This is a genomic window from Bradyrhizobium sp. USDA 3311 (assembly GCF_054062495.1).
Genome location: NZ_JBSSFI010000001.1, coordinates 8,841,347 through 8,863,182, shown reverse-complemented (window position 1 = coordinate 8,863,182; position 21,836 = coordinate 8,841,347). Strand labels below are relative to the sequence as shown.

At 63.8% G+C, this 21,836-nt stretch carries 21 protein-coding genes and 1 tRNA gene; 9 read left to right on the top strand and 13 right to left on the bottom strand.

All coding sequences use genetic code 11. The annotated features are described in order from the left end of the window. The first annotated feature begins 71 nt into the window (after window positions 1-71). Window positions 72-878 carry a lytic murein transglycosylase gene (locus ACVWW6_RS42110; protein ID WP_304548322.1) on the top strand — a complete coding sequence of 269 codons (807 nt, stop codon included), beginning with the start codon at window positions 72-74 and terminating at the stop codon, window positions 876-878. A gap of 209 nt (window positions 879-1,087) precedes the next feature. Here ACVWW6_RS42110 and ACVWW6_RS42105 read toward each other — a convergent pair whose 3' ends face one another. Continuing rightward, entirely contained in the window at window positions 1,088-1,933 is an 846-nt protein-coding gene (locus ACVWW6_RS42105) for an SDR family NAD(P)-dependent oxidoreductase (protein ID WP_028172867.1), read from the bottom strand. A gap of 127 nt (window positions 1,934-2,060) precedes the next feature. On the opposite strand from ACVWW6_RS42105, the gene ACVWW6_RS42100 reads away from it, so the two are divergent. The 4 genes from ACVWW6_RS42100 (at window position 2,061) to ACVWW6_RS42085 (ending at window position 5,798) form a co-directional block, all read left to right on the top strand. Beyond that, a complete protein-coding gene (locus ACVWW6_RS42100) occupies window positions 2,061-2,435 on the top strand; it encodes a response regulator (protein WP_304548321.1) in 375 nt (124 codons plus the stop codon). 283 nt (window positions 2,436-2,718) lie between these two features. Then, a complete protein-coding gene (locus tag ACVWW6_RS42095) occupies window positions 2,719-3,330 on the top strand; it encodes a LysE family translocator (RefSeq protein WP_011090076.1) in 612 nt (203 codons plus the stop codon). 597 nt (window positions 3,331-3,927) lie between these two features. Next, the gene (locus ACVWW6_RS42090; RefSeq protein WP_028172868.1) at window positions 3,928-5,139 is read left to right on the top strand and encodes a GGDEF domain-containing protein; all 1,212 of its coding nucleotides are present in this window, start codon (window positions 3,928-3,930) and stop codon (window positions 5,137-5,139) included. A gap of 35 nt (window positions 5,140-5,174) precedes the next feature. Beyond that, the gene (locus tag ACVWW6_RS42085; RefSeq protein ID WP_038965437.1) at window positions 5,175-5,798 is read left to right on the top strand and encodes a peptidoglycan recognition protein family protein; all 624 of its coding nucleotides are present in this window, start codon (window positions 5,175-5,177) and stop codon (window positions 5,796-5,798) included. A gap of 43 nt (window positions 5,799-5,841) precedes the next feature. Here ACVWW6_RS42085 and ACVWW6_RS42080 read toward each other — a convergent pair whose 3' ends face one another. From ACVWW6_RS42080 to ACVWW6_RS42070, 3 genes are all read right to left on the bottom strand, one after another. After that, window positions 5,842-6,183: a hypothetical protein gene (locus ACVWW6_RS42080; RefSeq protein WP_161536312.1), complete on the bottom strand. Its 342-nt coding sequence runs from the start codon at window positions 6,181-6,183 to the stop codon at window positions 5,842-5,844. A 188-nt stretch (window positions 6,184-6,371) separates the two neighbouring features. Then, entirely contained in the window at window positions 6,372-7,271 is a 900-nt protein-coding gene (rpoH, locus tag ACVWW6_RS42075) for an RNA polymerase sigma factor RpoH (RefSeq protein ID WP_011090072.1), read from the bottom strand. Between the two features lie 219 nt (window positions 7,272-7,490). Next, a complete protein-coding gene (locus ACVWW6_RS42070) occupies window positions 7,491-8,498 on the bottom strand; it encodes an RluA family pseudouridine synthase (protein WP_456682856.1) in 1,008 nt (335 codons plus the stop codon). Between ACVWW6_RS42070 and ACVWW6_RS42065 the strand changes: the two genes are divergently transcribed. From ACVWW6_RS42065 to ACVWW6_RS42050, 4 genes are all read left to right on the top strand, one after another. Beyond that, the gene (locus ACVWW6_RS42065) at window positions 8,497-8,841 is read left to right on the top strand and encodes a hypothetical protein (protein WP_011090070.1); all 345 of its coding nucleotides are present in this window, start codon (window positions 8,497-8,499) and stop codon (window positions 8,839-8,841) included. The two genes, ACVWW6_RS42070 and ACVWW6_RS42065, sit on opposite strands and share 2 nt — an antisense overlap. Further along, window positions 8,825-9,004 carry a hypothetical protein gene (locus ACVWW6_RS42060; protein ID WP_456682855.1) on the top strand — a complete coding sequence of 60 codons (180 nt, stop codon included), beginning with the start codon at window positions 8,825-8,827 and terminating at the stop codon, window positions 9,002-9,004. The genes ACVWW6_RS42065 and ACVWW6_RS42060 overlap by 17 nt, the downstream gene beginning before the upstream one ends. Window positions 9,005-9,152: 148 nt before the next feature. After that, a tRNA-Glu gene (locus ACVWW6_RS42055) sits at window positions 9,153-9,227 on the top strand. 243 nt (window positions 9,228-9,470) lie between these two features. Beyond that, on the top strand, window positions 9,471-12,254 hold the full coding sequence (locus ACVWW6_RS42050) for a UPF0182 family membrane protein (protein WP_456682854.1): 2,784 nt from the start codon (window positions 9,471-9,473) through the stop codon (window positions 12,252-12,254). A gap of 151 nt (window positions 12,255-12,405) precedes the next feature. Here ACVWW6_RS42050 and ACVWW6_RS42045 read toward each other — a convergent pair whose 3' ends face one another. The 9 genes from ACVWW6_RS42045 to ACVWW6_RS42005 all read right to left on the bottom strand — a co-directional run bounded on the left by ACVWW6_RS42045 (window position 12,406) and on the right by ACVWW6_RS42005 (window position 21,803). Then, on the bottom strand, window positions 12,406-12,825 hold the full coding sequence (locus ACVWW6_RS42045) for a CBS domain-containing protein (RefSeq protein WP_028172874.1): 420 nt from the start codon (window positions 12,823-12,825) through the stop codon (window positions 12,406-12,408). 199 nt (window positions 12,826-13,024) lie between these two features. Continuing rightward, complete coding sequence (locus ACVWW6_RS42040; protein ID WP_028172875.1) at window positions 13,025-13,495, bottom strand: aminoacyl-tRNA deacylase; 471 nt, start codon at window positions 13,493-13,495, stop codon at window positions 13,025-13,027. A 335-nt stretch (window positions 13,496-13,830) separates the two neighbouring features. Further along, window positions 13,831-16,953: an efflux RND transporter permease subunit gene (locus ACVWW6_RS42035; RefSeq protein ID WP_456682853.1), complete on the bottom strand. Its 3,123-nt coding sequence runs from the start codon at window positions 16,951-16,953 to the stop codon at window positions 13,831-13,833. Continuing rightward, window positions 16,950-18,194, bottom strand: a complete 1,245-nt coding sequence (locus tag ACVWW6_RS42030) for an efflux RND transporter periplasmic adaptor subunit (RefSeq protein ID WP_271550941.1) — start codon at window positions 18,192-18,194, stop codon at window positions 16,950-16,952. Before ACVWW6_RS42030 ends, ACVWW6_RS42035 begins: the two co-directional genes overlap by 4 nt. Before the next feature lie 60 nt (window positions 18,195-18,254). After that, window positions 18,255-18,497: a hypothetical protein gene (locus tag ACVWW6_RS42025; RefSeq protein WP_231166631.1), complete on the bottom strand. Its 243-nt coding sequence runs from the start codon at window positions 18,495-18,497 to the stop codon at window positions 18,255-18,257. A gap of 379 nt (window positions 18,498-18,876) precedes the next feature. After that, the gene (locus ACVWW6_RS42020) at window positions 18,877-19,434 is read right to left on the bottom strand and encodes an HdeD family acid-resistance protein (protein WP_028172879.1); all 558 of its coding nucleotides are present in this window, start codon (window positions 19,432-19,434) and stop codon (window positions 18,877-18,879) included. Between the two features lie 153 nt (window positions 19,435-19,587). Continuing rightward, the gene (locus ACVWW6_RS42015) at window positions 19,588-20,073 is read right to left on the bottom strand and encodes a DUF992 domain-containing protein (protein ID WP_011090061.1); all 486 of its coding nucleotides are present in this window, start codon (window positions 20,071-20,073) and stop codon (window positions 19,588-19,590) included. Then, window positions 20,074-20,673 (bottom strand): hypothetical protein, encoded by a 600-nt coding sequence (locus ACVWW6_RS42010; protein ID WP_304548316.1) that lies wholly within the window; start codon window positions 20,671-20,673, stop codon window positions 20,074-20,076. An 11-nt stretch (window positions 20,674-20,684) separates the two neighbouring features. Further along, on the bottom strand, window positions 20,685-21,803 hold the full coding sequence (locus tag ACVWW6_RS42005; protein WP_028172881.1) for an AI-2E family transporter: 1,119 nt from the start codon (window positions 21,801-21,803) through the stop codon (window positions 20,685-20,687). Window positions 21,804-21,836 lie beyond the last annotated feature (33 nt).

Here is a 21,836-nt window from a genome sequence, read left to right as displayed (position 1 = left end):
TTTGACGGTTGCCGCTTTCCCGGGCATGATCGCGCGCTGCTTCGCACTGGGATTTTGGGGGATCGCTCGACATGCTGAGATACGCTCTGGCCGCTGCTTGCTTCGTTGGTCTGGCCGGCGGCCCGGCCCAGGCCGCGCGCTGCGGCGGCGACTTCAACGGCTTCGTCGCCAGCATGGCCTCGGAAGCGCAAGGAGCCGGCGTCTCGGCGAGCGTGACCAGTGCGGCGTTCAGCGGCATCACCCAGGACGGCGCCGTGCTCGCCTTCGACCGGCGCCAGCGCTACACCTTCAACAAGAGCTTTGAGCAGTATGTTTCGACCCGCGTCGGGCCGGGCCGCATCAATGGCGGCAAGGCGCTGCTGCAGCGTCACGCCGCGCTGCTCTCGCGCATCGAGCAGCAGTTCGGCGTGCCCCGCTATATCCTGGTTGCGATCTGGGGGCTGGAGAGCGATTTTGGCAAGGGCGACATCGGCAAGCTGCCGGTGATCCGCACGCTGGCGACGCTCGCGCATGACTGCCGCCGCACCGATCTGTTCCAGGGCGAGCTGCTCGCCGCCCTCAAGATCGTGCAGCGCGGCGACCTGCCGCTGCGCGACCTGATCGGCGCCTATGCCGGCGAGATCGGCCAAACCCAGTTCCTGCCGTCGTCCTACATCAAGTACGGCGTCGATTTCGACGGCGACGGCCACGTCGACCTGCGCCACAGCGTGCCCGACGTGCTCGCCTCGACCGCGAACCTGCTCCACACCAGCGGCTTCAAGATGGGCCAGCCCTACGGCGAAGGCACCGCCAATTTCGAGGCGATGCGGGAGTGGAACAGGGCGGTGATCTATCGCAAGACGATCGGCTATTTTGCCGATCGGCTGGCGGGGCAGTGAGGGTGGGAGACGGCTGCGAGGGCACTCCCCATCGTCGTCCTGGCGAAAGCCAGGACCCATTACCCCAGGGAGTAATTGTTACGACGGCTCTCAGCCACTTGCATTGGCTGAGTAACTGCCCGCCTTCGCCAAACTGAGTTCGGTGGCTATGGGTCCTGGCTTTCGCCAGGACGACAACGGTGGGTGCGGAGGGCGGCGTCGCATCACACTCACTTCGTCCCCTTCGCCATCTTCTCCAGCCTCCGCTGCAACGGCGCCCAGTACGTCCCCGGGCGGAAGCGCTGCAGCAGGTCCATGAAGCGGGCGTCGTTGCCGATCAGGATGCGGGGCTCGTTCCTCTCGATGCCCTTGATGATGCGCAGAGCGGCGTCCTTTGGTGTCGTCTTTGCCGCGTTCTCGAACCGCTCGATCATTTGCGAGCGGCGGGCATTGTCGGTGACGCCGACCCCGGTGCGCGAGCTCCGCGCGATCGCGGTGGCGACGCCGCCGGGATGCACGACCGACAGCTTCACCGGGCTTCCGGCGACCGCGAGCTCGTGCCGCACGCTCTCGGAAAAACCGCGCACGGCGAATTTGGCCGCGGCATAGGCCGATTGTCCCGGCGGGGCGATGATGCCGAAAACCGACGAGACGTTGACGATATGCGCCGCTTCCATCGTCTTCAGGTGCGGCAGAAAGGCGCGCGTGCCGTGCACCACGCCCCAGAAATTGATGTCGAACAGCCACTCCATCTGCGCCTGGTCGATCTCCTCGAAGGTGCCCAGCAGCGCCACGCCGGCATTGTTGACGAGGATGCCGAGCGACGGATGCGCCGCTGTCGCTTCGCTTGCGAACTGCGCGATGTCGCCGGGCTCGCTGACGTCGACGCGATGCACGGTGACCTTGCGTGCCTTCTCGCTTCCTTCGCCGATCTCGGCGGCGAGCGCCTTCAGCCCGGCCTCGTCGCGATCGGCGAGCGCAAGGTCGCAGCCGCGCTGGGCGAGTTCGATGGCGAGTGCGCGGCCAATGCCGCTTGCAGCTCCCGTGATGGCGGCGGCGCCGCGAATCGCAGTCATGGATCCCCCTCAAGCTCCGATTTTGGAACTATGATTTACATTTTTTCAGAATGGAACCGAACCGTATTCGAGTTGGCTCCTTAACGTAAGTTACTTGGACGAAGACAGGCAGCATTGGGAGTCGCCGATGGGACAATCGAGACCATTTCCTGCAACGGCACTCGTCGTTGAAGACGACCCCATGCAGAGGGAAATGCTCAGTCTCCTGCTGGAAGAGAGCGGCTATAAGGTCATCCAGTGCGAGAGCGCCGAAGCGGCCGAGCGCGTGCTCGAGAAGAGCGCAGGCGCGCTCTGCCTGATGGTGACCGACGTGCAGCTTGCTGGCCGCATGAACGGCGTCGAGCTCGCCCATGTCGCCAAGGGACGCAATCCCAAGCTCGACGTCGTCGTCACCTCCGGCCGCCCGTTGAACCAGCCCTTGCCCGACGGCGCCAAATTCTGGGCCAAGCCCTGGGCGCCGCTCGACGTGCTGCGCGAGGCCGAGATCGCGCAGGTGGTCTGACCGGGTCAGAACCGCTTTGTTTGTAGGGCTGGCCAGTTCTCACCTCGTCATCCTGAGGTGCAAGCCGCGCGGCGCAAAGCGTCGTGTGGCGAGCCTCGAAGGATGAACGGCCGAGATGCAGCCGGGCCATCACTCTTCGAGGCTCGCCGAAGAGGCGAGCACTTCAGGGTGACGGTGTTGGAATTGCCTTGTCTGTGGGGCAGGTCTGTTCGCACCCCGTCATCCTGACGGCTGATCCCGGGCGCCGCTTTCTTGCCATGAGGCGGGGTGGTAGGGTCTGCTCATGACCTGGTCCTTCCTGCTCACCTCGCTGATCGTCGTCGCCTCGCCCGGCACCGGCGTGCTTTACACGCTGGCCGCGGCATTGACGCGCGGCTCCCGCGCCAGCCTGGCTGCCGCCTTCGGCTGCACGCTCGGGATCGTGCCGCACATGGTTGCCGCCATGCTGGGACTTGCCGCCGTGCTCCACACCAGCGCGCTCGCCTTCGCCGCGCTGAAATGGTGCGGCGTTCTCTATCTGCTTTACATGTCCTGGCAGGCGCTGCGTGAGCGGGGTGCGCTGGCGGTGGAGGGCGAGATCAAGGAGCGGTCGAGCGGCCGGGTCATCGTCACCGGCTTCCTGATCAACATCCTCAATCCAAAACTGTCGATCTTCTTCCTCGCCTTCCTGCCGCAGTTCATCGCGGCGGACGAGGCCCATGTGCTGGCGCGAATGCTGGAATTGAGCGGCGCCTTCATGGCGATGACGTTTGCGGTGTTCGTCGTCTACGGCCTCTGCGCCGCATCCGTGCGCGAGCGCGTCATCTCCCGCCCCGCGGTGATGACCTGGCTGCGCCGCAGCTTTGCGGCGGGATTTGCCGCACTCGGCGCCAAGCTCGCGTTTGCCGAGCGGTAGCTTCTCCAGCCAATAAAAAAGCGGGCCTCGCGCCCGCCATCTTCAAACTCTCTTAGCCTTACCCGACGCCCGGGCGGAGCGAGCTCCACCCGGGCAAAGAACATGCTGGCTACTTCTTCTTCGCGGCCTTCTTGGCCTTCTTCTTTGTCGCCTTCTTCGCCTTCTTCGCTTTCTTAGCCATAGTATCCTCTCAAGGGTTAATGGTGGAACGCGACACGAGGGATGCTCGGCGGAGGGCCAGCCTCGCAACATCCTCGACGACAAACTCAGCAGATTCGCAGGTCTCTGCCCCGCGCCGTCATATCTGTGTCATCACGTTATCCACAGCTCAGATGCGTTTTCGGGTGAATTTTTGCCCGCGAATCCGCTCCGCGGCGGATCGCGATACGACCGCACGAGGCCGATGGCGACATGCCTAACGATCCGACAATCCGCGCGCCGTTCACGAATCCAAAACCAAAGGCGCGCTTTGAAGGATCGCAGTGAGACTCCGTTAAGTGCAACCCGCGCATTGTTCCCCGCAAGAAAACGGGGATGGGTTATGGACGGACGGCTGCCAGGAATGGGGGGCGGGGCGCTGCGCTTGCCGCACGCGCCATGCTGAACGTACCGACACTCTGGACGGTCTTCGTCGTCAACTTCCTGGCGCTCGGCCTGATCTGGGCCTACGTGACGCGTTCCTATCCGAAATTCGCGGCCGCACGGTTCTGGATGGCATCGGCCTTCGTCGGCGCGGCCGGCGCGATGGCGGCGCTGATCCGTCTGTTCGTCGCCTCTCCCGTGCCGCTTCTCATCGGGGCCACCGGTATCATTGCGGCGAGCTGCTTTGCCGCCATGGGCATTCAGCGCTTCTACGACCGGCCGGTCTCCTGGCGCGTTATGGCTGCGACGGGGATCATCAGCATCGGCAGTGTCGTCTTCTTCATGGTCGGCTTCGAGCACATGCAGCTGCGCATGCTCAGCTACACGATCGGCCAGGCCCTGCCGCTGGTGCTGTCGCTGCGTCTGTTGCTGTTGCCGCCTGAAGGGCACGTCAATCCTGGCGCCCGTCTGGCCGGCATCGTCATCATCACCATCATTGCGATCTTCCTTGCCCGTGCGGTGGGCAATCTGCTCGGCCACGATTTCTCGGCGGTCGCCGGCGGTCAGACCCATGCCGTCATGGTGCTGGGGCTTCTGTTTCTGTCGATGACGCTCAATTTCGGCTTCCTCCTGATGGCGATGGACCGGCTGCGTGGCGAGGTCGCCGACCTCGCGCTGCTCGACGATCTCACTGGCGTCGCCAACCGGCGCCATCTGTTGCAGCGACTGTCCGAGGAATGCGCCCGTTCGGAGCGCAGCGGCGAGCCGTTCTCGCTGCTGGTGATCGATCTCGACGGCTTCAAGACCATCAACGACACCCATGGCCATGCCGCGGGCGATGCCTGCCTCCAGCACTTCACCCTGATGGCGCAGACGCGGCTGCGGCCCGGCGACATGCTCGCCCGCACCGGCGGTGACGAGTTCTGCGTCGTGCTGCCGTCCTCTTCCTTGCGCGAGGCGGCCGCAATCGCTCGCCGTGTGCTCGAGGTCTGCCGTCGGGACGCTGCGGCCTGCAACGGCAACGACATCCCGATCGCGATCTCGATCGGCGCGGCGCAATGGGATCCCGGCATCGGCCAATTCCCGGACCGCCTGATCGCGCATGCCGATCACGCGCTCTATGCCGCCAAGAAGAACGGCAAGAACGATTTTGCCGTCTACGATCCGGCACCGCCGCTCTCGCCCGAGCCGAACGGCATGGGCGAAGCCGCGCACAATTTCGCCTGACAGCGTGCTAGGCTCGGGTCCGCATTGGACCCTTTGTGATGATGTCTCGCCTGCTCGCGGCCATTCTCGCCGCCCTCCTGATCGCACCCGCCGCCGCAACCGACGCTGAACTCGCAAAGCTCGCGCGCGCCTCCGGCACGCCCGACATTCCCGGCCTGAAGATCGTCTGGCTGGCGCCGTGGGGCGACGTCCGCAGCGCCCATTCCTGGCGCAACATCATCGTGCACCAGACCGAGGGGCCGGCGGGCTCGGCCCGCGGCGGCGCGGCGGAGCAGTCGAAGAACCCGACGCGGCGCGGCGTCACGGTCTGGGTCGAGACCGACGGCACGGTCTATTGGGCGGTCGCGGAAAACCTGGTGCCGACCCATGGCGACGGCGCCAACCGCAACGACAACAAGTACATCGACAACAGACCGACCTATCGCCAGGTGGTGCGCGACAATTCGATCGGCGTCGAGTTCGCCGGCAACTATCCCGATGTTGCGGCCGGTCCCACCGAGGCGCAGGTCGCGGCGTGGAAGATCCTCGTAAAGGTGCTGCGTGCGCGCTACGACATCCCGCTCGACCGCGTCTATGCGCACAACTGGATCGACTACAAGGACGCGCGCTATTGCGAAGGCTGCTGGCTCGCGACGCTGGCGAGGACATGGGGGGAGTAGCTCGCGTGTCATTCCGGGGCGCGCCCCGGAATGACGGGAGAGGCTACACCGGCTGCGCCATCCAGCCGAACAGCCGCCGGATCAAACCCGGCCGCTGCGGCAATTCCGGCGGCTCGTCCGCTGCGAGCACGCGTTTGAAGAAGTAGTCCAGGAACACCATGTCGTTCGGCTCGGTGACGGTGAATGTCTCGTCGCCGAAGTACACACTGTAGTTAAAGAAGAACGGACCCATGATTGGGATCGTCGCGGTCGAGGCGTAGTCCTTGGAGATCACGAACTCCGCGGGATCGAGCCCGTGCTCCCGCATCGCCTGCTCGACCAGCGGCAGCTTGCGCATGAACTGGGCGGAGAAGCCTCCGACGGTGGATTGCAAAATGATCGACACGGCGCGTGTCCGTTCTCTGGATGTGGCCCGTCAAGAGTGTGTCGGGCGACCCGTCACGGGCGTTCAAGGTGCCTCGCCGGCATCGCTGCGAAATATGCCGCAGCTCACACCCAACAAAAAAGCCGGCGTTGCCGCCGGCTTTTCCGTCTCTTTCGATCCGCCAATCTCTGGCGCCAGCGAAACCTTGCTTAGTGCGCGGCTTCCAGCGCGGCCTGTTCTGCTCTTGCGATCGTGCCCTTGACCGCGGACTGCACCTTCTCGAAGGCGCGGACCTCGATCTGGCGGACGCGCTCGCGCGACACGCCGAACTCGGCGGCAAGGTCTTCCAGCGTCATCGGCTCATCGGCGAGGCGGCGTGCCTCGAAGATGCGGCGTTCGCGCGGGTTGAGCACGCCCATGGCGCCGTTCAGCGCGTCACGGCGGTGATCGTACTCCTCGTGCTCCGCCATCATGGCTTCCTGGTTGGGCGTATTGTCGACCAGCCAGTCCTGCCATTCGCCGGCTTCGCCGTCGTCGCGGATCGGCGCGTTGAGCGACGCGTCGCCACCGAGGCGGCGGTTCATGTCGATCACGTCCTGGTCCGTCACGCCCAGCCGCTTGGCAATGGTCGCAACCTGGTCGGGGCGGAGATCGCCCTCGTCCAGCGCGTTGATCTTGCTCTTCGCCTTGCGCAGGTTGAAGAACAGCTTCTTCTGGTTCGCGGTGGTGCCCATCTTCACGAGCGACCAGGAACGCAGGATGTACTCTTGAATTGACGCCTTGATCCACCACATCGCGTAGGTGGCGAGACGGAACCCCTTCTCGGGTTCGAAACGCTTCACCGCCTGCATCAGGCCGACATTGCCTTCCGAGACGACCTCGGAGATCGGCAGGCCGTAGCCGCGATAGCCCATGGCGATCTTGGCCACGAGGCGGAGATGGCTGGTGACGAGTTGGTGCGCCGCGTCGCGATCGTCATGCTCCCGCCAGCGCTTGGCGAGCATGTATTCCTGCTGGGGTTCCAGCATCGGGAACTTGCGGATCTCGGCGAGGTAGCGAGAAAGGCCGGATTCTCCATTGAGGACCGGCAGAGCAGCGGTACGGGCCATAGTTGAGCCCTCCAAAGGTTCAGGCCCCCGATAGCGGCGGGCCAGGCAGACGACCGCTGTGTTAAAGCCGGCCGTAGCTGCGATGTTCCGCGTTGGTCATTTCCAACGCAGGCGCAATATACCCCATGGGGGGTCAAAAAGGGAAGGATTGCTGACGTCACGTCCCCGTGTGGCAGCTATAACTTTTTGTAATGTAACGCTTTTCCTAACGAGCCTGCGTCATAGCGCCGCTTTCAGGGCGCTCCTGAGGAGAAGCAAATCCTCCGGCAGCGGCGCCTCCCAGTGGAGTAATTCTCCCGTCCTCGGGTGCTCCAATACCAGCAGATAGGCATGCAGGGCCTGCCGCCCGAGCGCCGCTAAAGCGGCCTGCGACTCTGGCGCCAGCTGGTTCGCCTTTGTCTTGAAGTGTGGGCCATAGACCGCATCGCCCATCAGCGGATGGCCGATATGGGCGAGGTGGACCCGGATCTGGTGCGTGCGCCCGGTCTCGAGCTCGCAGGCGAGCAGCGCCGCGATCGGCTTGCCGTCGCGCCCCGGAAAACTCTCCAGGATTTCCCAATGCGTCACTGCCTCGCGGCCGCCCTGGCGCACCGCCATCTTCTCCCGCGCATACGGATGGCGGTCGATCGGCGCATCGACGGTGCCGCGATGCCGGCCCGGCACCCCCCAGGCGAAGGCCATATAGCCGCGCCGCATCGCCCCGGTGCGGCCGTGGTCGGCGAACTGTGCCGACAGCGAGGCGTGGGCGAGGTCGTTCTTGGCGACCACCATCAGTCCCGTCGTGTCCTTGTCCAGCCGGTGCACGATGCCGGGCCGGCGTACCCCGCCGATCCCCGACAGCGTCGAGCCGCAATGGGCGATCAGCGCGTTCACCAGCGTCCCGGTCTCGTGTCCGGCCGCGGGGTGCACGACCAGGCCCTTGGGCTTGTTGATGACGATGATGTCGTCGTCCTCGAACACGATATCGAGGGCGATCTCTTCGCCCTTCGGCTCGGCGGGCGCGGCCTCCGGCACGTCGATTATGATCGTATCGCCGTGACTGACGTGATAAGCGGGGTCGCGGACGGCGGAGGCCTTCAGGCTCACCGCCCCCGCCTGGATCAGGGCTTTCAGCCTCGATCGCGACAGGTCCGGCAGGCGCGCCGCCAGCACGCGGTCGAGCCGGGCCGAGCCCTCGTCGCCGGCGACGACAACCTCCAACCTTTGCGCAGAGCCTGAGTTTTTCATGACGACGTCTGATACCGCTGTTCCCGAACCGACCCCCGAGCAGGCCGCGCTGTTCGCGCGGGTGCGGCGGATGATGCTGATCGCGGGGCTGACCACGGCGCTGGCGATCTGCGCCGTTCTGATCGCGGTGGGCTACCGCCTTTTCAAGTCGGAGGGAAGGGCGCCCGAGATCGCGGGCGACGTCACCGCCACCCTGCCGAAGGGCGCCAGGATCGTCTCGACCGGGGTCGCCGGCGACCGCCTCGTGATCACGCTGGATGTCGGCGGGGTCACCGAGATCCGTACCTTCGACGCCCATACCCTGAAGCCGGCCGGAAAGCTCAAATTTGCCAACGAGCCGTAGCGCCGCACCGGCTCAGGATCTGCTCAACCAGGCCATTGCCGGCAGCAGCGGCGAGCAGATCCGCTCGACGTCGCCGTTCAAATCCGCATTTTCGGGCTCTGGCCTGTTCCGCCTGGAGCCGGCCGGCGGCGCCGCGGCGATCGAGAAGCTGAAGAAGCCCTGAGTGTTCCCGGCCATATGCGGGAACGCGAGCGGCTGGCCGGTGCTTCGCGCCGTTAAGCCTGAGCCGCACTCGCCGTGCATATCCGCCGATTTCGCCCCCGATCGAGGCTTGCCGCCGGCAAAATTCGCGGCTATGTCCTGTCCCTCACGCTCCCTTCGTCTAGCGGTTAGGACGCGGCCCTCTCAAGGCTGAAACAGGGGTTCGATTCCCCTAGGGAGCGCCAAATCCACGATATTCCCCGACATTGTGCGATGCAGTTCCGCGTTCGGGAGCGCCATGTTGCGCGATAGCTGATTGATCGCGCCGGCTGCATCAGCCGTGCTCGGCGCCTTGCGCCGTTTCGAAATGCCATATTGCGCCGCGGTCCTAGCGACGCAGCTTCGAGCACTTGCGTCGCCCGCCTCGGGGCGTCATCCCGACCACGAATCAAGCGGCGGGCGTCCCTGATTTCGACTATGATCAGGCGATGACGATCGGGATTACAGGACCCGAGCGGAAGGCACCAAGGCAAAGTGCCGTGGTCGGGCTGATTATTGCGGCCCTCGTCATTGCGATTGTCCTGACCCTGCTCGCGCTCGCCAGCGACTTCCTGGTCGACTGGGTGTGGTTTTCCGTGATCGGTTATCGCGAGGTTTTCTGGACAACAATCGGCGCCAAGGCCGTCGTCTTTCTTGCGGTCTGGACGGCAACTGCCGTCATCCTGTTGTTGAACGGATGGCTCGCACTGCACTTCGCCCGACGGCGGTCGACACAGCTTGCCGCCGCTTCGGTGTGGAGCGCCGCGGGCAACGCGCCGCCAGATCTGCTTGCGCTTGTGCGCGACCGACTGCGGTGGCCGCGGTTGATCGCAGCTGGTGCGGCTTCGCTCGCTCTGCTTGTCGCGGCGGCCGAAGCCGGCAACTGGGGCGTCTTCCTGCAGTTTGTCTATCAGGCGCCGTATGGGGCAGGCGATCCGCTCTACAACAACGACATCGGCTTCTATCTCTTCTCGCTGCCCGCCTATATCCTCATCAAGAATTGGATGATGCTCGCGCTCGCGCTGAGCGCGCTGTTCGCCGCGGCGATCTACTTGGTGCACGGCGAGATCGAATACGACATTCATCGCCGATCAATGTCGTCGACGGTGATCGCCCACGGCTCGGCGCTGCTCGGTCTTCTGTTTGCGGTGAAGGCCTGGTCCTTTGGTCTCGATCGCTACCTGCTGCTCTATGGCGATAACGGCGTGGTTGTCGGTGCAAGTTACACCGATGTCCATGTGGGGCTGCCGGCCTTGTGGCTGATGATCGGACTTTCGGGCATCGCGGCGCTCGCCGCGTGGGCAAACGTGCGCGTGCGCACCTACCGGCTTCCTGCCGCCGCGTTCCTGCTTGTCGCGATCGGGTCTTTCGTGCTGTCCGGCCTGGTTCCCGTGCTGTTCCGGCAGTTCTTCGTCAGGCCAAGCGAACTGGAGCTGGAAAGGCCCTATATCGAACGCAACATCGCGCTCACCCGGCAGGCCTACAATCTCGATCAGATCGCGGCCAAGCCGTTCGCCGCCGAACAGAAGCTCAGCTTCAAGACGCTCGACGCCAACAAGGCGACCATCGACAATATCAGGCTGTGGGATTGGCAGCCCCTTGCGGACACCTACGCGCAGCTGCAGGAGATCCGCACCTACTACAAATTCCATCACCTTGACGTCGATCGCTACTGGCTCAATGGCTCCTACCAAAGCGTCATGATCTCGGCCCGCGAACTGCGACCTTCCTTGCTGCCGCCGAATGCCCAGACATGGGTCAACCACCACGTGCTGTTTACTCACGGCACCGGCGCAGTGATGAGCCCGGTCACTCGCAAGAGCAGCGAAGGGCTGCCATTCCTCTATTTGCGCGACATACCTCCTGTCGCGGACGGAGGCCCGCAGATCCGCGAACCGCGCATCTACTACGGCGAAGAGCACGACAGCTACGTCATCGTCAAAGGGAGCACGCCTGAGTTCGACTACCCGAAGGGCAAAGACAATGTCTACGCAGCCTATGACGGGACGGGCGGCGTTCCGATAGGAGCGGCGGTATGGAGAGGCCTGTTCGCTTACTACTTCAACGACCCGAACCTGCTGCTCTCGAGCTACATCACGGCGGACAGCCGGATCATGATCCGCCGCAACATCGGGGAAAGGGTGCGAACGATCGCTCCGTTCCTCAGGCTCGATCACGATCCTTATCTGGTCATCAGCAATGGGCGGATGTTCTGGATGCAGGACGCCTACACGGTGAGTTCCTACTTCCCCTCCGCGCAGCCGGCGCAAGACCAGGATCTCAACTACATTCGCAATTCAGTGAAGGTCATCGTCGATGCCTATAACGGCACCGTCGACTTTTATCTGATGGACACCGGCGATCCGGTTGCCGCGACCTGGCGGCGCATCTTTCCGAACCTCTTCAAGCCATTCTCGGTCATGCCGGCGGATCTGCAGAGGCACATCCGCTATCCGGAGGATCTGTTCCTGATTCAGGCGCAGCTCTATCAGAGCTATCACATGGAGGCCGCCGACGTTTTCTACAACCGCGAGGATCTCTGGCAGTTCCCGCGCCAGCCGGGCGGCGGCGGCGTTGCAACGATGGCCCCATATTACATCATCATGCGGCTGCCCGGTGAGTCGCAGGCTGAGTTCTTCCTCATGCTTCCCATGGTGCCGAGCCGCCGCGACAACATGATCGCCTGGCTCGCCGCACGCTGCGACGCGCCCGACTACGGCAAGCTGATTGTCTACGAATTTCCCAAGGAGAAGCTCGTCTACGGGCCGTTCCAGATCGAAGCGCGGATCAACCAGAGTACCGAGATATCGCAACAGATCACGCTGTGGAATCAGATGGGCTCGCGGGTGATACGCGGCGCGAACCTGCTTGTGATCCCGATCGAGAACTCGATCCTCTATGTCACGCCGCTCTATTTGCGAGCGGAGCACGGGCACCTGCCGGAGCTGAAACGCGTGATCGCAGCCTATGGCGAGCATGTGGTGATGAAGGAGACGCTCGATGAGGCCTTGTCGGCTCTGTTCACCGAGCCTGGCGCGGTGCGGCCGGTCTCGAGCACGATGGAGGAAATGCCCGTCACACGCCCATCGGCAAGTCAGGCACGGGAGGCGCTCGACCGCTACAATCAGGCCGTTGAACGATTGAGGTCCGGCGACTGGAAAGGCTTTGGCACGCAGTTCGACGCCATGCGCGAGCTCCTGGAGGACATGAACCGACACTCCGCCGACCGCTAGGGCCTCGACTTTTCAGTTTAGCCCGTTCACGCCGACGCAAAGTCAAGCGCTTCGGGCCGCTGCTCTCGCGCCGCGCGATGGTTGCATGACAAACGCCTGACTCCGGCCCAGCTCGACGTCTGGCGATCGCGAGAGCAACTCGGGCCTCAATTCAATGATGCGCCGAAACACTCCTGACGGTCTCGGTCAGCAGATCATTTGAGGCGGAGCGGCTGAGATCGCCCAGGCTGATGATGCCGACCATCCGCTTGCTCTTGTTGATCACGGGCAGCCTGCGGACCTGCAGTTTCTCCATATGATGCATCGCCTTTGCGAGGTCGTCGTCCTCCCGGCAGCAATGAATACCCTCAGTCATCACATCGCGGGCCGTTGCGCGGCGAGCATCAAAGGTGTGGCTCGCGAGCCCTTTGCAGACGATATCGCGGTCGGTCACCATCCCGACCAGCTTGTCGTCCTCGCCAATCGGAATGCAGCCGATGTCATGCGCCCGCATCAATTTGGCAATCTCGGCGATGGGGGTGTCGGGGCTGACCCAGTCGACACCCTTGTGCATCACGTCTTTGACTTTCATGGCGAGCCTCCGTTGTTGCAGCAGCGCCCCCATTCGTTTGAACTGTACAACCGATCGGGTGCGAGGTCACAGGAGAAAGCATCATTACTTCGCGATCTGACCAGACAAGCGCCGACGCTGTCGCCGTCGCTTTCCTGAACAGTTTGACGGCGACGTCGCGGCCGAGGTTCCCGCCCAAGATTGGGCAGTGCGCAAATCCTCAGTCGTGCGCGCTGAAGCGCCCGTGCAGTGCGTTGGCCGTCAGGCGTGCAAACTGCGCGTGACCCATATGAAGCAGCGTCTCGTGGTCGCCGGCTTCCATATAGATGTCGGGCTGCGCCTCGATGCTGTCGTCGACGATAGTATCCAGCCCGTAGCACTTGCCGACGGCGGGAACTGCACCGTGCGCACAATCGCGGAACAGCTCACCGATCTCGGTTTCTTGTGCCATGTGGACATTTCCGCCGAGTATCGTCTTCAGTTCCGACGGGCGGAGGTGATGCGATGCGGGCAAGATGGCCAGCATATATTCGCCGTCGCGCCGCAGCACGACGCCTTTGGCGAGGCGATCGCCCGGGATATGGCATGCCTCGGCCGTGCGAGTGGACGTCATGCTGAGTTCGTGCGGGACCACTTCGTATTGGATGTTCTCAGCGGCGAGGTACTTCTGGAGTGTGGGAGCAATGGCCATGATGTGACCTCCGGCGCAAAATGCACGCCATCCACCGTGAGGTCTCTCCCCTGCAGACTCTCGCCGTACGATGGGCGGCTGCTTGGTTGGAGACTCAACATAGGCCTTCAATCCGCAAGCTGCAATTCGTTGTCGTTGACCAATCTGACGCACGGTCGGCAGTCGGAAGCGCGCGCGTTGCGCTTGTTTTCCCGAACGGGCTCGGGATCACATGAGGCAAGACCGTATAAATTACATAGCAATTTCAATTATATGAGAGTTCGCGGGTTTGTTCGCTCGACAACTGATTGATCGCGCAGGCATCGGCCGAGTTTGCGCACCTTGCGCCAGTCAACTCAGTTGCCGGACTTTGGCGCGGCCTTCATCCGCTCCCGCAGACGCTGGAACGTCACGTAGAGCGTAGGGACGAGAAAGATGCCGATTGAGCTTGCCGCGAGCATGCCCGCAAATACGGCTGTCCCGACCGCCCTGCGGCTGAGCTCCGCAGCGCCGGTTGCAATCACGAGCGGCAGGAGGCCAAGGATGAAGGCGACCGAAGTCATCATGACCGCGCGAAAGCGCATATGCGCGCCCTGGATCGCGGCGTCGTTGAGCGCCACGCCCGCTTCGCGTTGCTCCTTGGCAAATTCGACGATCAGAATGCCGTTCTTGGCGGCGAGCGCGATCAGGACCACGAGCCCGATCTGGCCGTAGAGGTCGAGATTGAGGCGGGCGAGCTTGATGCCGACATAGGACCCGAGCACGCCGACGACGACCGATAGCAGCACCGGGATCGGGATCACCGTGCTCTCATAGAGCGCCACCAGGAATAGGTAGGCGAACAGCACCGCAAGCATGAGCACGATGCCGGTCTGGCCAGCGGCCTGCTGCTCCTGATAGGCGGTGCCGGTCCACGCGAAACTGTAGCCCGCAGGCAGCACGGTGTTGGAGATTTCTGCCATTGCGACCATCGCGGTTCCTGAGGAGACGCCCGGCGCCGGGCTGCCGTTCACCGTCACCGAGCGATAATTGTTGTAGCGGGTGATGACCTGAGGCCCGGTCACGATCCTGATCCCGGCGAGCGACCTGATCGGCACCATCTGGCCGGCGCCGTTGCGCAGATAGATCCGCCAGATGTCCGAAATATCGGCGCGATCGAACGCTTCGCCCTGAACGTTGACCTGCCAGGTGCGGCCGAACAGGTTGAAGTTGTTGACATAGATGCCGCCGAGCGTCGCCTGCAAGGCCGTGAAGATGTCGCTGACCGTCACGCCGAGCGCCTGCGCCTTGCGGCGGTCGATGTCGAGATGGATGGATGGATTGGTCGCAGTGAAGGTCGAAAAGACACGCGCAAGCCGTGGATCGGCATTGGCTGCACCGATCAGCGCCCCGGTGACGCTGGAGATCGCGGCCGGAGTCTGTCCTTCCAGCGCCTGAAGCTGGTATTCGAACCCGCCTCCGGTGGAGAGCCCAATGATCGGCGGCAGATTGAACGGCAACACGTTGGCCTGTCGAATCTGTGCGCCGGCTGCGAAGGTTTGCCGGATCAGCGCCTGCGCGGAATCGGCTGCCGCCTTGCGATCGGAAAACGGCTTCAGCCGCGTGACCACCAATGCGCTGTTCGGTTCGGACGCGCCGTCGAGCAGGGAAAAGCCCACGATGGCAAGGACGTGATCGACGGCGGGGATCTGCTTCAGGAGATCCTCGATCTGTTGGGTGACTTCGCTGGTTCGCGCCACCGATGCGCCGTCTGGCAGTTGCACCGAGGTGAAGAAGGCGCCCTGGTCTTCCTCGGGGAGGAAACCTGTTGGCGTGATCAGCGACATGCCGAAGATGCCGGCGGCAACGACGGCGACGAACGGCAGTGAGAGACCCGCCACGCGCACCAGGCGGCGGACGCCGCCGCTGTAGCGGTCGCGCAGCCAGTCGATGAAGCCGAGGACGCGCCCCATGATGCCGCGCCTGGGTCCGGTGTGGCGCAGGAACAGCGCGCACAAGGCGGGCGACAGCGTCAGCGCATTCAACGCCGAGATCATCATCGCGGCGCTGATCGTCACCGCAAACTGGCGAAACAGCGTTCCGGAAATGCCGGGAATGAATGCGATCGGGACGAAGACCGAGAGCAGCACCAGGGTGATCGCGATGATCGGTGCGGTGATCTGGGTCATGGCCTTCTTGCTGGCCTCGGCGGGGGAAAGGCCCGGCTCCTCCTCCATCACCCGCTCGACGTTCTCGACGACGACGATGGCGTCGTCCACCACGATGCCGATGGCGAGCACCATGGCCAGCAGGGATACCGTGTTGGCCGAATAGCCCAGCACCAGCAGGACGGCGAACGTGCCGACCAGGCTCACCGGAACGGCAACGGCCGGGATCACCGTGGCCCGCAGATTGCCGAGGAAGAGGTACACCACGATCACGACCAGGACGAAGGCCTCGCCCAGCGTCCGCAAGACCTCCGTGATCGTGTCGCGCACGAAGCTCGTGGAATCGTATTGCACGAGATAGCTCAGGCCGGTGGGAAAACGCAGCGACAGCCGCTGCATCGTCGCCGCCACGGCCCGTGCGGTGCTCATCGCATTGGCACCCGGCGCCAGATAGATCGCGACCGGCACGGCCGCGCGGCCGTCGATCCGCGCTTCGCTGTCGAGATTTTGCGCGCCCATCTCGACACGGGCAACGTCCTTCACGAGCAGCGACGAGCCGTCCGGGTTGGCGCGCAGCACGATATTGGCGAATTGGTCGACGGTGGCGAGCCTGCCCAGGGTCTGCACATTGAACTGGAGCTGCTGGTCGTCGCTGATCGAACGTGCACCGATGCGCCCCACAGGCGCCTGGACGCTTTGCGTGCGGATCGCGGCAATGACATCCGATGGCGTGAGGTCGAGGCTGGTGAGTCGCTGCGTATCGAACCAGATCCGCATCGAGTAGTTCATCTTGGCGAACAGGTTCGCCTGGCCGACGCCGGGCGTGCTGGCGATCGCATCGAGCACGTTGATGATCGCGTAGTTGGTGATGAACAGCGGATCCTGCTGGCCATTGGCACTATAGAGCACGAGGAATTGCAGGATCGACGAGGACCGCTTGTGCACCGTCACCCCCTGCTGCTGCACTTCGGTCGGTAGTTGCGACAGTGCGCTCTGCACGCGGTTGTTGACGTTGACGGTATTGATGTCGGGGTTGGTGCCGAGCGCGAACGAGACCGTCAGTGTGTAGCTGCCGTCATTGGCGCTGGTCGATTTCATGTAGAGCGCGCGGTCGACGCCGATGATTTGCGCCTCCAGGGGTTGGGCGACGCTGCTCTCGACCACCTCGGCGGATGCACCAGGGAAGGTGCCGGAGACCGTGACCTGCGGCGGCACGATGTCCGGAAATTGCGCCACCGGAATCTGCATCAACGCCAGCGCGCCGGCGATGGTGATGATGAAGGCGATCACCATCGAAAGCCGCGGGCGATCGATGAAAACGGCGGATATCATGGTTTGCGGTCCAGCGGGCGGGTGCTGCCGGAGGCGCCGTGATCCGCTTGCGGAGCCGGGGCGTCCGCGGCGGGCTTCATGCTCGACAGGATCAGCGGACTTGCCGGTCCCGGCGAAACGGTCTGGCCGGGACGAACTCGCTGCAAGCCCTCGGCGATGACCTTGTCGCCGGCCTCAAGTCCGGCGATCACGGCGGCGATGGTCGTGGTCGATTGTCCGAGCTGGATGCGGCGCTGCTCGGCCTTGTTGTCGGCGCCGACAGCCAGCACATAGTCGCCCTGCTGATCGGAGAGCACGGCGGAGCGCGGGATCGCCAGCACCTCGACCGGCTGGACGCCCTCCAGCACGACGGTGACGAACTCGCCGTCAGTCAGCTCGTGAACGGTGACGCCAGCCGCCGAAGAAGCTCGCAGGATTGGATTGCCGATCTCCCCGCGTACGATGATAGTATCGGTGCTCTGGGCGATGGTGTTGTCGACGAAATTCAGCTTGCCGGAGTGCCCGTACATCCGGCCATCGGGCAGTCGCAGCCTGATCACCACCGCGTCCAGGCCGCCTTGTGGTCCGTATCGTTCCCGCAGCTCGAGCCCCTGGCGGAGCGGCACCGGGAAGGTGACATACATCGGGTCCTGGCTGACGATGGTGGTCAGCACGCCCGAGCTCGGACCGACGACGTTGCCTTCCGTCACCGCCGTGCGTCCGATCTTGCCGGCAATCGGCGCGTTGATCTTCGTGTAACCGAGATTGATCTGGGAGGCTTGGACCTGGGCTTGCGCGGCTTGCACCTGGGCTTCGAGGCTGAGCTGGTTGGCGATCGCTGCATCGTAGGTGGACTGTTGCCCGGCGGGACCTCCGAGCAGGGTCCGCGCGCGCTCGGTCGTCAATTTGGCATTTTCGAGCGTTGCCTGGAGCTGCGCGACCTGCGCCTGTTTCGATGCAAGATCCGCTTCGAAGGGACCTCGCTCGAGCCGATAGAGCTCGTCGCCTTCCTTGATCTCGGCGCCCTCGTCGAACAGGCGCTTGTCCAGAAATGCCGTCACGCGCGCGACGACGCTGACCCGATTGATCGCCTCGATCCGTCCAAGAAATTCGCTGGTCTCGGTGATCGGCCGCCTGGTCGCTTCCACGACGCCGACCGCAGGGGCTCCGGCCGCGGCAGGTTGTGTCCGGGCGGTCCCACCGGCGATGATCGTCAGGAGAGTTGCCGCCAGCAGCCTGATCGAGACGCCAGCAAGGGTCATTGTCCGCTCCTTGCTCCAGACCTAAGAGCCGGGCCGGGTCGGTGCTTCACCAGCGCCTCGTTACTCCCGCCGTATCCGATCGCTGCGCGCGGGCTCGTCATAACCCTTGCGACGGCTATAGAACATCAGCGCGATCAGGCCGCAGCCGAACACCAGCATCAGGACGACGGCCCCTCCGAGGATGATGTTGCGGTAAAGCGGCATCGATGGAGTTGCCTGCCATACCGACACGCAGAAGGCGGCTGCCACCACGAGAAGAGCTATCAGAGCGGCCCACAGGAGCCATTGATTCACGTGGCGCACGATCGCCTCCATCGCCTTCGTGGCAAATCTGCTCCCGGCGGATTGCGCAAGTTAAGAGGGGGCTCCTAGCGCCACCGCCATCCACAACGACGACGGCCGCGATGCCACCAGCAAACCCATCGGCGCCTGCGTGGCGGTGGGCGGCCCCAGCCCGGACCAGGTCCCCAACCGGGACCGGCTGGGGGTCCCCACCACTGAGCTTGCGTCAGGAGCTCCGACGGCTCGCCGGCCTGGCCAAGATCGTGGGCAATCGGCATCGCTTCCGCAGTCTCAATCAGACGAACTCCGACAGCGCCGATCGCCGCGGCAGCAACGGCATTCTGAGCAAAGCCAAGGAAAGCTCGACGGGTGGGAGCGTCCATCATCATCTTCTCCATCGTTACGCAGTTCGCCGCACGGACTGAAGCGCGTAAAGCAGCCACGCCAGGCCGTGCGAGATCAGGTCGACGCCAAGCAGGAATCCGAGGGCCCAGACGCTGATGGTCGGAAAGCTGAACAGGATCAGCACGCCCGCGAGCAGTCCGAAGATGCCGGAGATCAGCATCATCCATCCGTTCTGTCGCCAATGGGCGAAGCTCAGCACGCATCGAATGACGCCCGAGGCGAGCAGCACCGCGCCGAGGAAATAGGTGAGGATCAGGGCACCGGAAGCCGGCTGGGTGAGCAGCACAAGCCCGAAGGCGAGATAGAGAGCGCCGAGAAGGATCTGCCACAGGAAGCCGCCCCATCCCTTGGTCCAGAAGGCATGCATGATCTCGAATGCGCCGGCCGCGATAGCCGTCAGCCCGATCAGCTTGACGCTGATGATCGTCGCGAAAACCACGTCGCTGAGAGCCGCGATGCCGGCGGCGATCATCACGATGCCGAGGAGAGCGCAGACCCACAGCGGAGGCGAGCCCAGAACCCCGATGTCCGACCGGCTGTCATAGACTGTCATGCCATCCTCCTGATCCGCGCGATGATCGGCACGCTTGGGATGGTAGCTTCGAGCCCGCGCCGTCGACATCCGACGAAACCCTGAGCGACGGGGTGGGAATGTTCTCGTGAGCCCACCGGAATCCGGCGATCGCGCGGGGATCGCGGTTGCGAGCTAGCGGCTGCCGCGCGGACCCAGCGTCAGATTGGTGACACCAGCCGCGAGATTGATTCCGATCGATCGCTCGATCGACAGCGGCTGCAACATCACGCTCCTGCGCGAGCCGCCGATCAGGACGTTGGCGCCGAGACCGGGGCCGAATGCCAAGCTGCCGCTCGCGCCGACATAGTTGCCGCGCAGGGTGGCGGAGCCGATCCGCGAGTTCTTGGCGAGCACGGCCCACGACAGGCTGCCTGCACTGGTCACGCCGAGATCGAGGCCAACGCGCCGGATCCGTCCCTCATAGATGAACTGCCTCGGCGGGTTTCTCGCAAAGAATGTGCAGCGCAGTGACTGCACCGATCCGAGCACAAGCCCGACGCGCGGGTTGCTCAAGCAGAGGAGCCGGCCGACCCTGAACGTTTCGGCGCGCGCGGGCAGGTTGGCGATGCATAGCAGCGCGGATGTGGCGAAGACTGCAACAGGCCGTGTCATTCGCATTCAAGCCTCCACTTGGCTGTTGGTGTCGGAGGGCGCAATCCTCGGTCGGCTGTCCTGGCGGAGCCAGAACGTGATGCCGAGGCCGATCAGCAGCACCGCGCCCAGCAGGAAGAAGAAGACGGACTGCTTCAGCCAGGAGATCGCCGGGACGGCCACGCCCATCGCGAGGCCCAGGAACGAGATTTGCAGCGACAACAGGCTGACGCCGGCAAGGAACGTGCCGAGTGCGAGCAACGTCAGCAGGACGAGGCCGGTTGCCGGTGTCGGAAGCAACTGCTGGACGCCCGAGATCAGTATGATGTTCATTGTGATCAGGACGGCAATCCAATGCAGCGCCTGGGTCCAGATCAATCGGAGCTGGGCCTCTTTGCCCTGGGCCTCCGGCCATTTGGTAACGACGCAGACGACGCAGATGGCAAGCGCCAGGAATTCCCAGTAGCCGACGAGAGGCTGGTGGGAGACGTTGGTATAGGCGACGCCTGCGATAGCGAGCACCAGCGCCACGACATAAGGAAGCTGCTGCCACAGGAAATGAGCCATTCCGGGACGAGGCGAGGGAGGCTCCGTACCCACGTTCCGTTGTACATCGATCTTGCTCATGGGCTATCCAGTCACGATCTACCGTCGTTGAATGTCTGCTTGAGGTTGTCGCCAAGGTAGTCCTCGACGTAGAATCGGATGATTGCGACACGGCCGATCGCGACCAGTGGCATGGCCAGCGCAATGCCCAGGACGCCGAACAGAGCGCCCAGAATGACGATGGCGACCAGCGTCCAGGCAGGCGGGATCTCGACCGCCTGACGCTGGATCAGCGGGCCGATCACATAGCCTTCGACTGACTGGATGATCGTGTAGATCAGGACGGCCCAGATCAGCAGCGAACTGCCGAGCGGCATTGCGACGAGCGCGATCGGAATTGCGGCCACGATGGGTCCTAGATAGGGAATGAAATTCGACAGGCCCGCCTGCAATCCGAGCACGAAAGGACCGGGCAGCCCGATGAGGTAGAGTGCGATCCAGACCCACAGCGTCATCAGGATGATTCGGATGAGCTGTCCGACCAGCCACAGCCGCATGACGGTGCCTATCTCGTCCATGACGGCTCTTGTCCGCGCGCGATAGGACTGCTTCACCAGCATGACCAGGCTTTCGCGATGGCTGTTCGGATCGAAGGCAAAGAGGATCCCGAGGAACAGGATCACCAGCGCGCCGGTCAGAAGAGTTGAGGCTCCGCCGAGCAGAAATTGTGCATGGCTGAGAAAGCGGCCCTGATCCGAGAACAGCCATTGTGCAAAGTCGCGGCCCCATTCCGGGCCGAGGAGGTCAACGCCATATGACAGGAGATGCTCCTGCAGGACGTCGATCTGGCTGTCCATGACCTTCAGCAGGAGGCGCGTCTGCTCCGGCAGCTTGCCCGCACCCCAGACCATTCCAAACCCCGACAGAGCGGAGAACAGCAACAGGACCAGCGTCAGGCGCCAGGCGCGATTGAGCGGAAGGACCGGCGCCAGAGCCCTTGCGCACGCGTCCAGAAATGCGGCGAACAACACGCCTGCGAAGATGAGCAGGAGACTGGACACCGTCTGCCACGCCAGAAACAGGAAGACGCATGCGGCGAGCAGGGTCAGCCCGGTCGCGAGAATGCTGCGTCGCGCGTCCGGCAGATCGGCGGACGTGTCGCGCAGAACGACCTCGTGGAGCTTCTCCGGTCCTGTCCTGGACTCGCTCATGGATCGGTCCAATCGCTGGAGTGGGCTATCGTC

Excerpts from the sequence above, each read along its gene's own strand:
- ACVWW6_RS42110 (WP_304548322.1), top strand. The coding sequence starts at position 72 with ATGCTGAGATACGCTCTGGCCGCTGCTTGCTTCGTTGGTCTGGCCGGC.
- ACVWW6_RS42105 (WP_028172867.1), bottom strand. The coding sequence starts at position 1,933 with ATGACTGCGATTCGCGGCGCCGCCGCCATCACGGGAGCTGCAAGCGGC.
- ACVWW6_RS42100 (WP_304548321.1), top strand. The coding sequence starts at position 2,061 with ATGGGACAATCGAGACCATTTCCTGCAACGGCACTCGTCGTTGAAGAC.
- ACVWW6_RS42095 (WP_011090076.1), top strand. The coding sequence starts at position 2,719 with ATGACCTGGTCCTTCCTGCTCACCTCGCTGATCGTCGTCGCCTCGCCC.
- ACVWW6_RS42090 (WP_028172868.1), top strand. The coding sequence starts at position 3,928 with ATGCTGAACGTACCGACACTCTGGACGGTCTTCGTCGTCAACTTCCTG.
- rpoH (WP_011090072.1), bottom strand. The coding sequence starts at position 7,271 with ATGGCCCGTACCGCTGCTCTGCCGGTCCTCAATGGAGAATCCGGCCTT.
- ACVWW6_RS42065 (WP_011090070.1), top strand. The coding sequence starts at position 8,497 with ATGACGACGTCTGATACCGCTGTTCCCGAACCGACCCCCGAGCAGGCC.
- ACVWW6_RS42070 (WP_456682856.1), bottom strand. The coding sequence starts at position 8,498 with ATGAAAAACTCAGGCTCTGCGCAAAGGTTGGAGGTTGTCGTCGCCGGC.
- ACVWW6_RS42050 (WP_456682854.1), top strand. The coding sequence starts at position 9,471 with ATGACGATCGGGATTACAGGACCCGAGCGGAAGGCACCAAGGCAAAGT.
- ACVWW6_RS42045 (WP_028172874.1), bottom strand. The coding sequence starts at position 12,825 with ATGAAAGTCAAAGACGTGATGCACAAGGGTGTCGACTGGGTCAGCCCC.
- ACVWW6_RS42040 (WP_028172875.1), bottom strand. The coding sequence starts at position 13,495 with ATGGCCATTGCTCCCACACTCCAGAAGTACCTCGCCGCTGAGAACATC.
- ACVWW6_RS42035 (WP_456682853.1), bottom strand. The coding sequence starts at position 16,953 with ATGATATCCGCCGTTTTCATCGATCGCCCGCGGCTTTCGATGGTGATC.
- ACVWW6_RS42030 (WP_271550941.1), bottom strand. The coding sequence starts at position 18,194 with ATGACCCTTGCTGGCGTCTCGATCAGGCTGCTGGCGGCAACTCTCCTG.
- ACVWW6_RS42020 (WP_028172879.1), bottom strand. The coding sequence starts at position 19,434 with ATGACAGTCTATGACAGCCGGTCGGACATCGGGGTTCTGGGCTCGCCT.
- ACVWW6_RS42015 (WP_011090061.1), bottom strand. The coding sequence starts at position 20,073 with ATGCGAATGACACGGCCTGTTGCAGTCTTCGCCACATCCGCGCTGCTA.
- ACVWW6_RS42010 (WP_304548316.1), bottom strand. The coding sequence starts at position 20,673 with ATGAGCAAGATCGATGTACAACGGAACGTGGGTACGGAGCCTCCCTCG.
- ACVWW6_RS42005 (WP_028172881.1), bottom strand. The coding sequence starts at position 21,803 with ATGAGCGAGTCCAGGACAGGACCGGAGAAGCTCCACGAGGTCGTTCTG.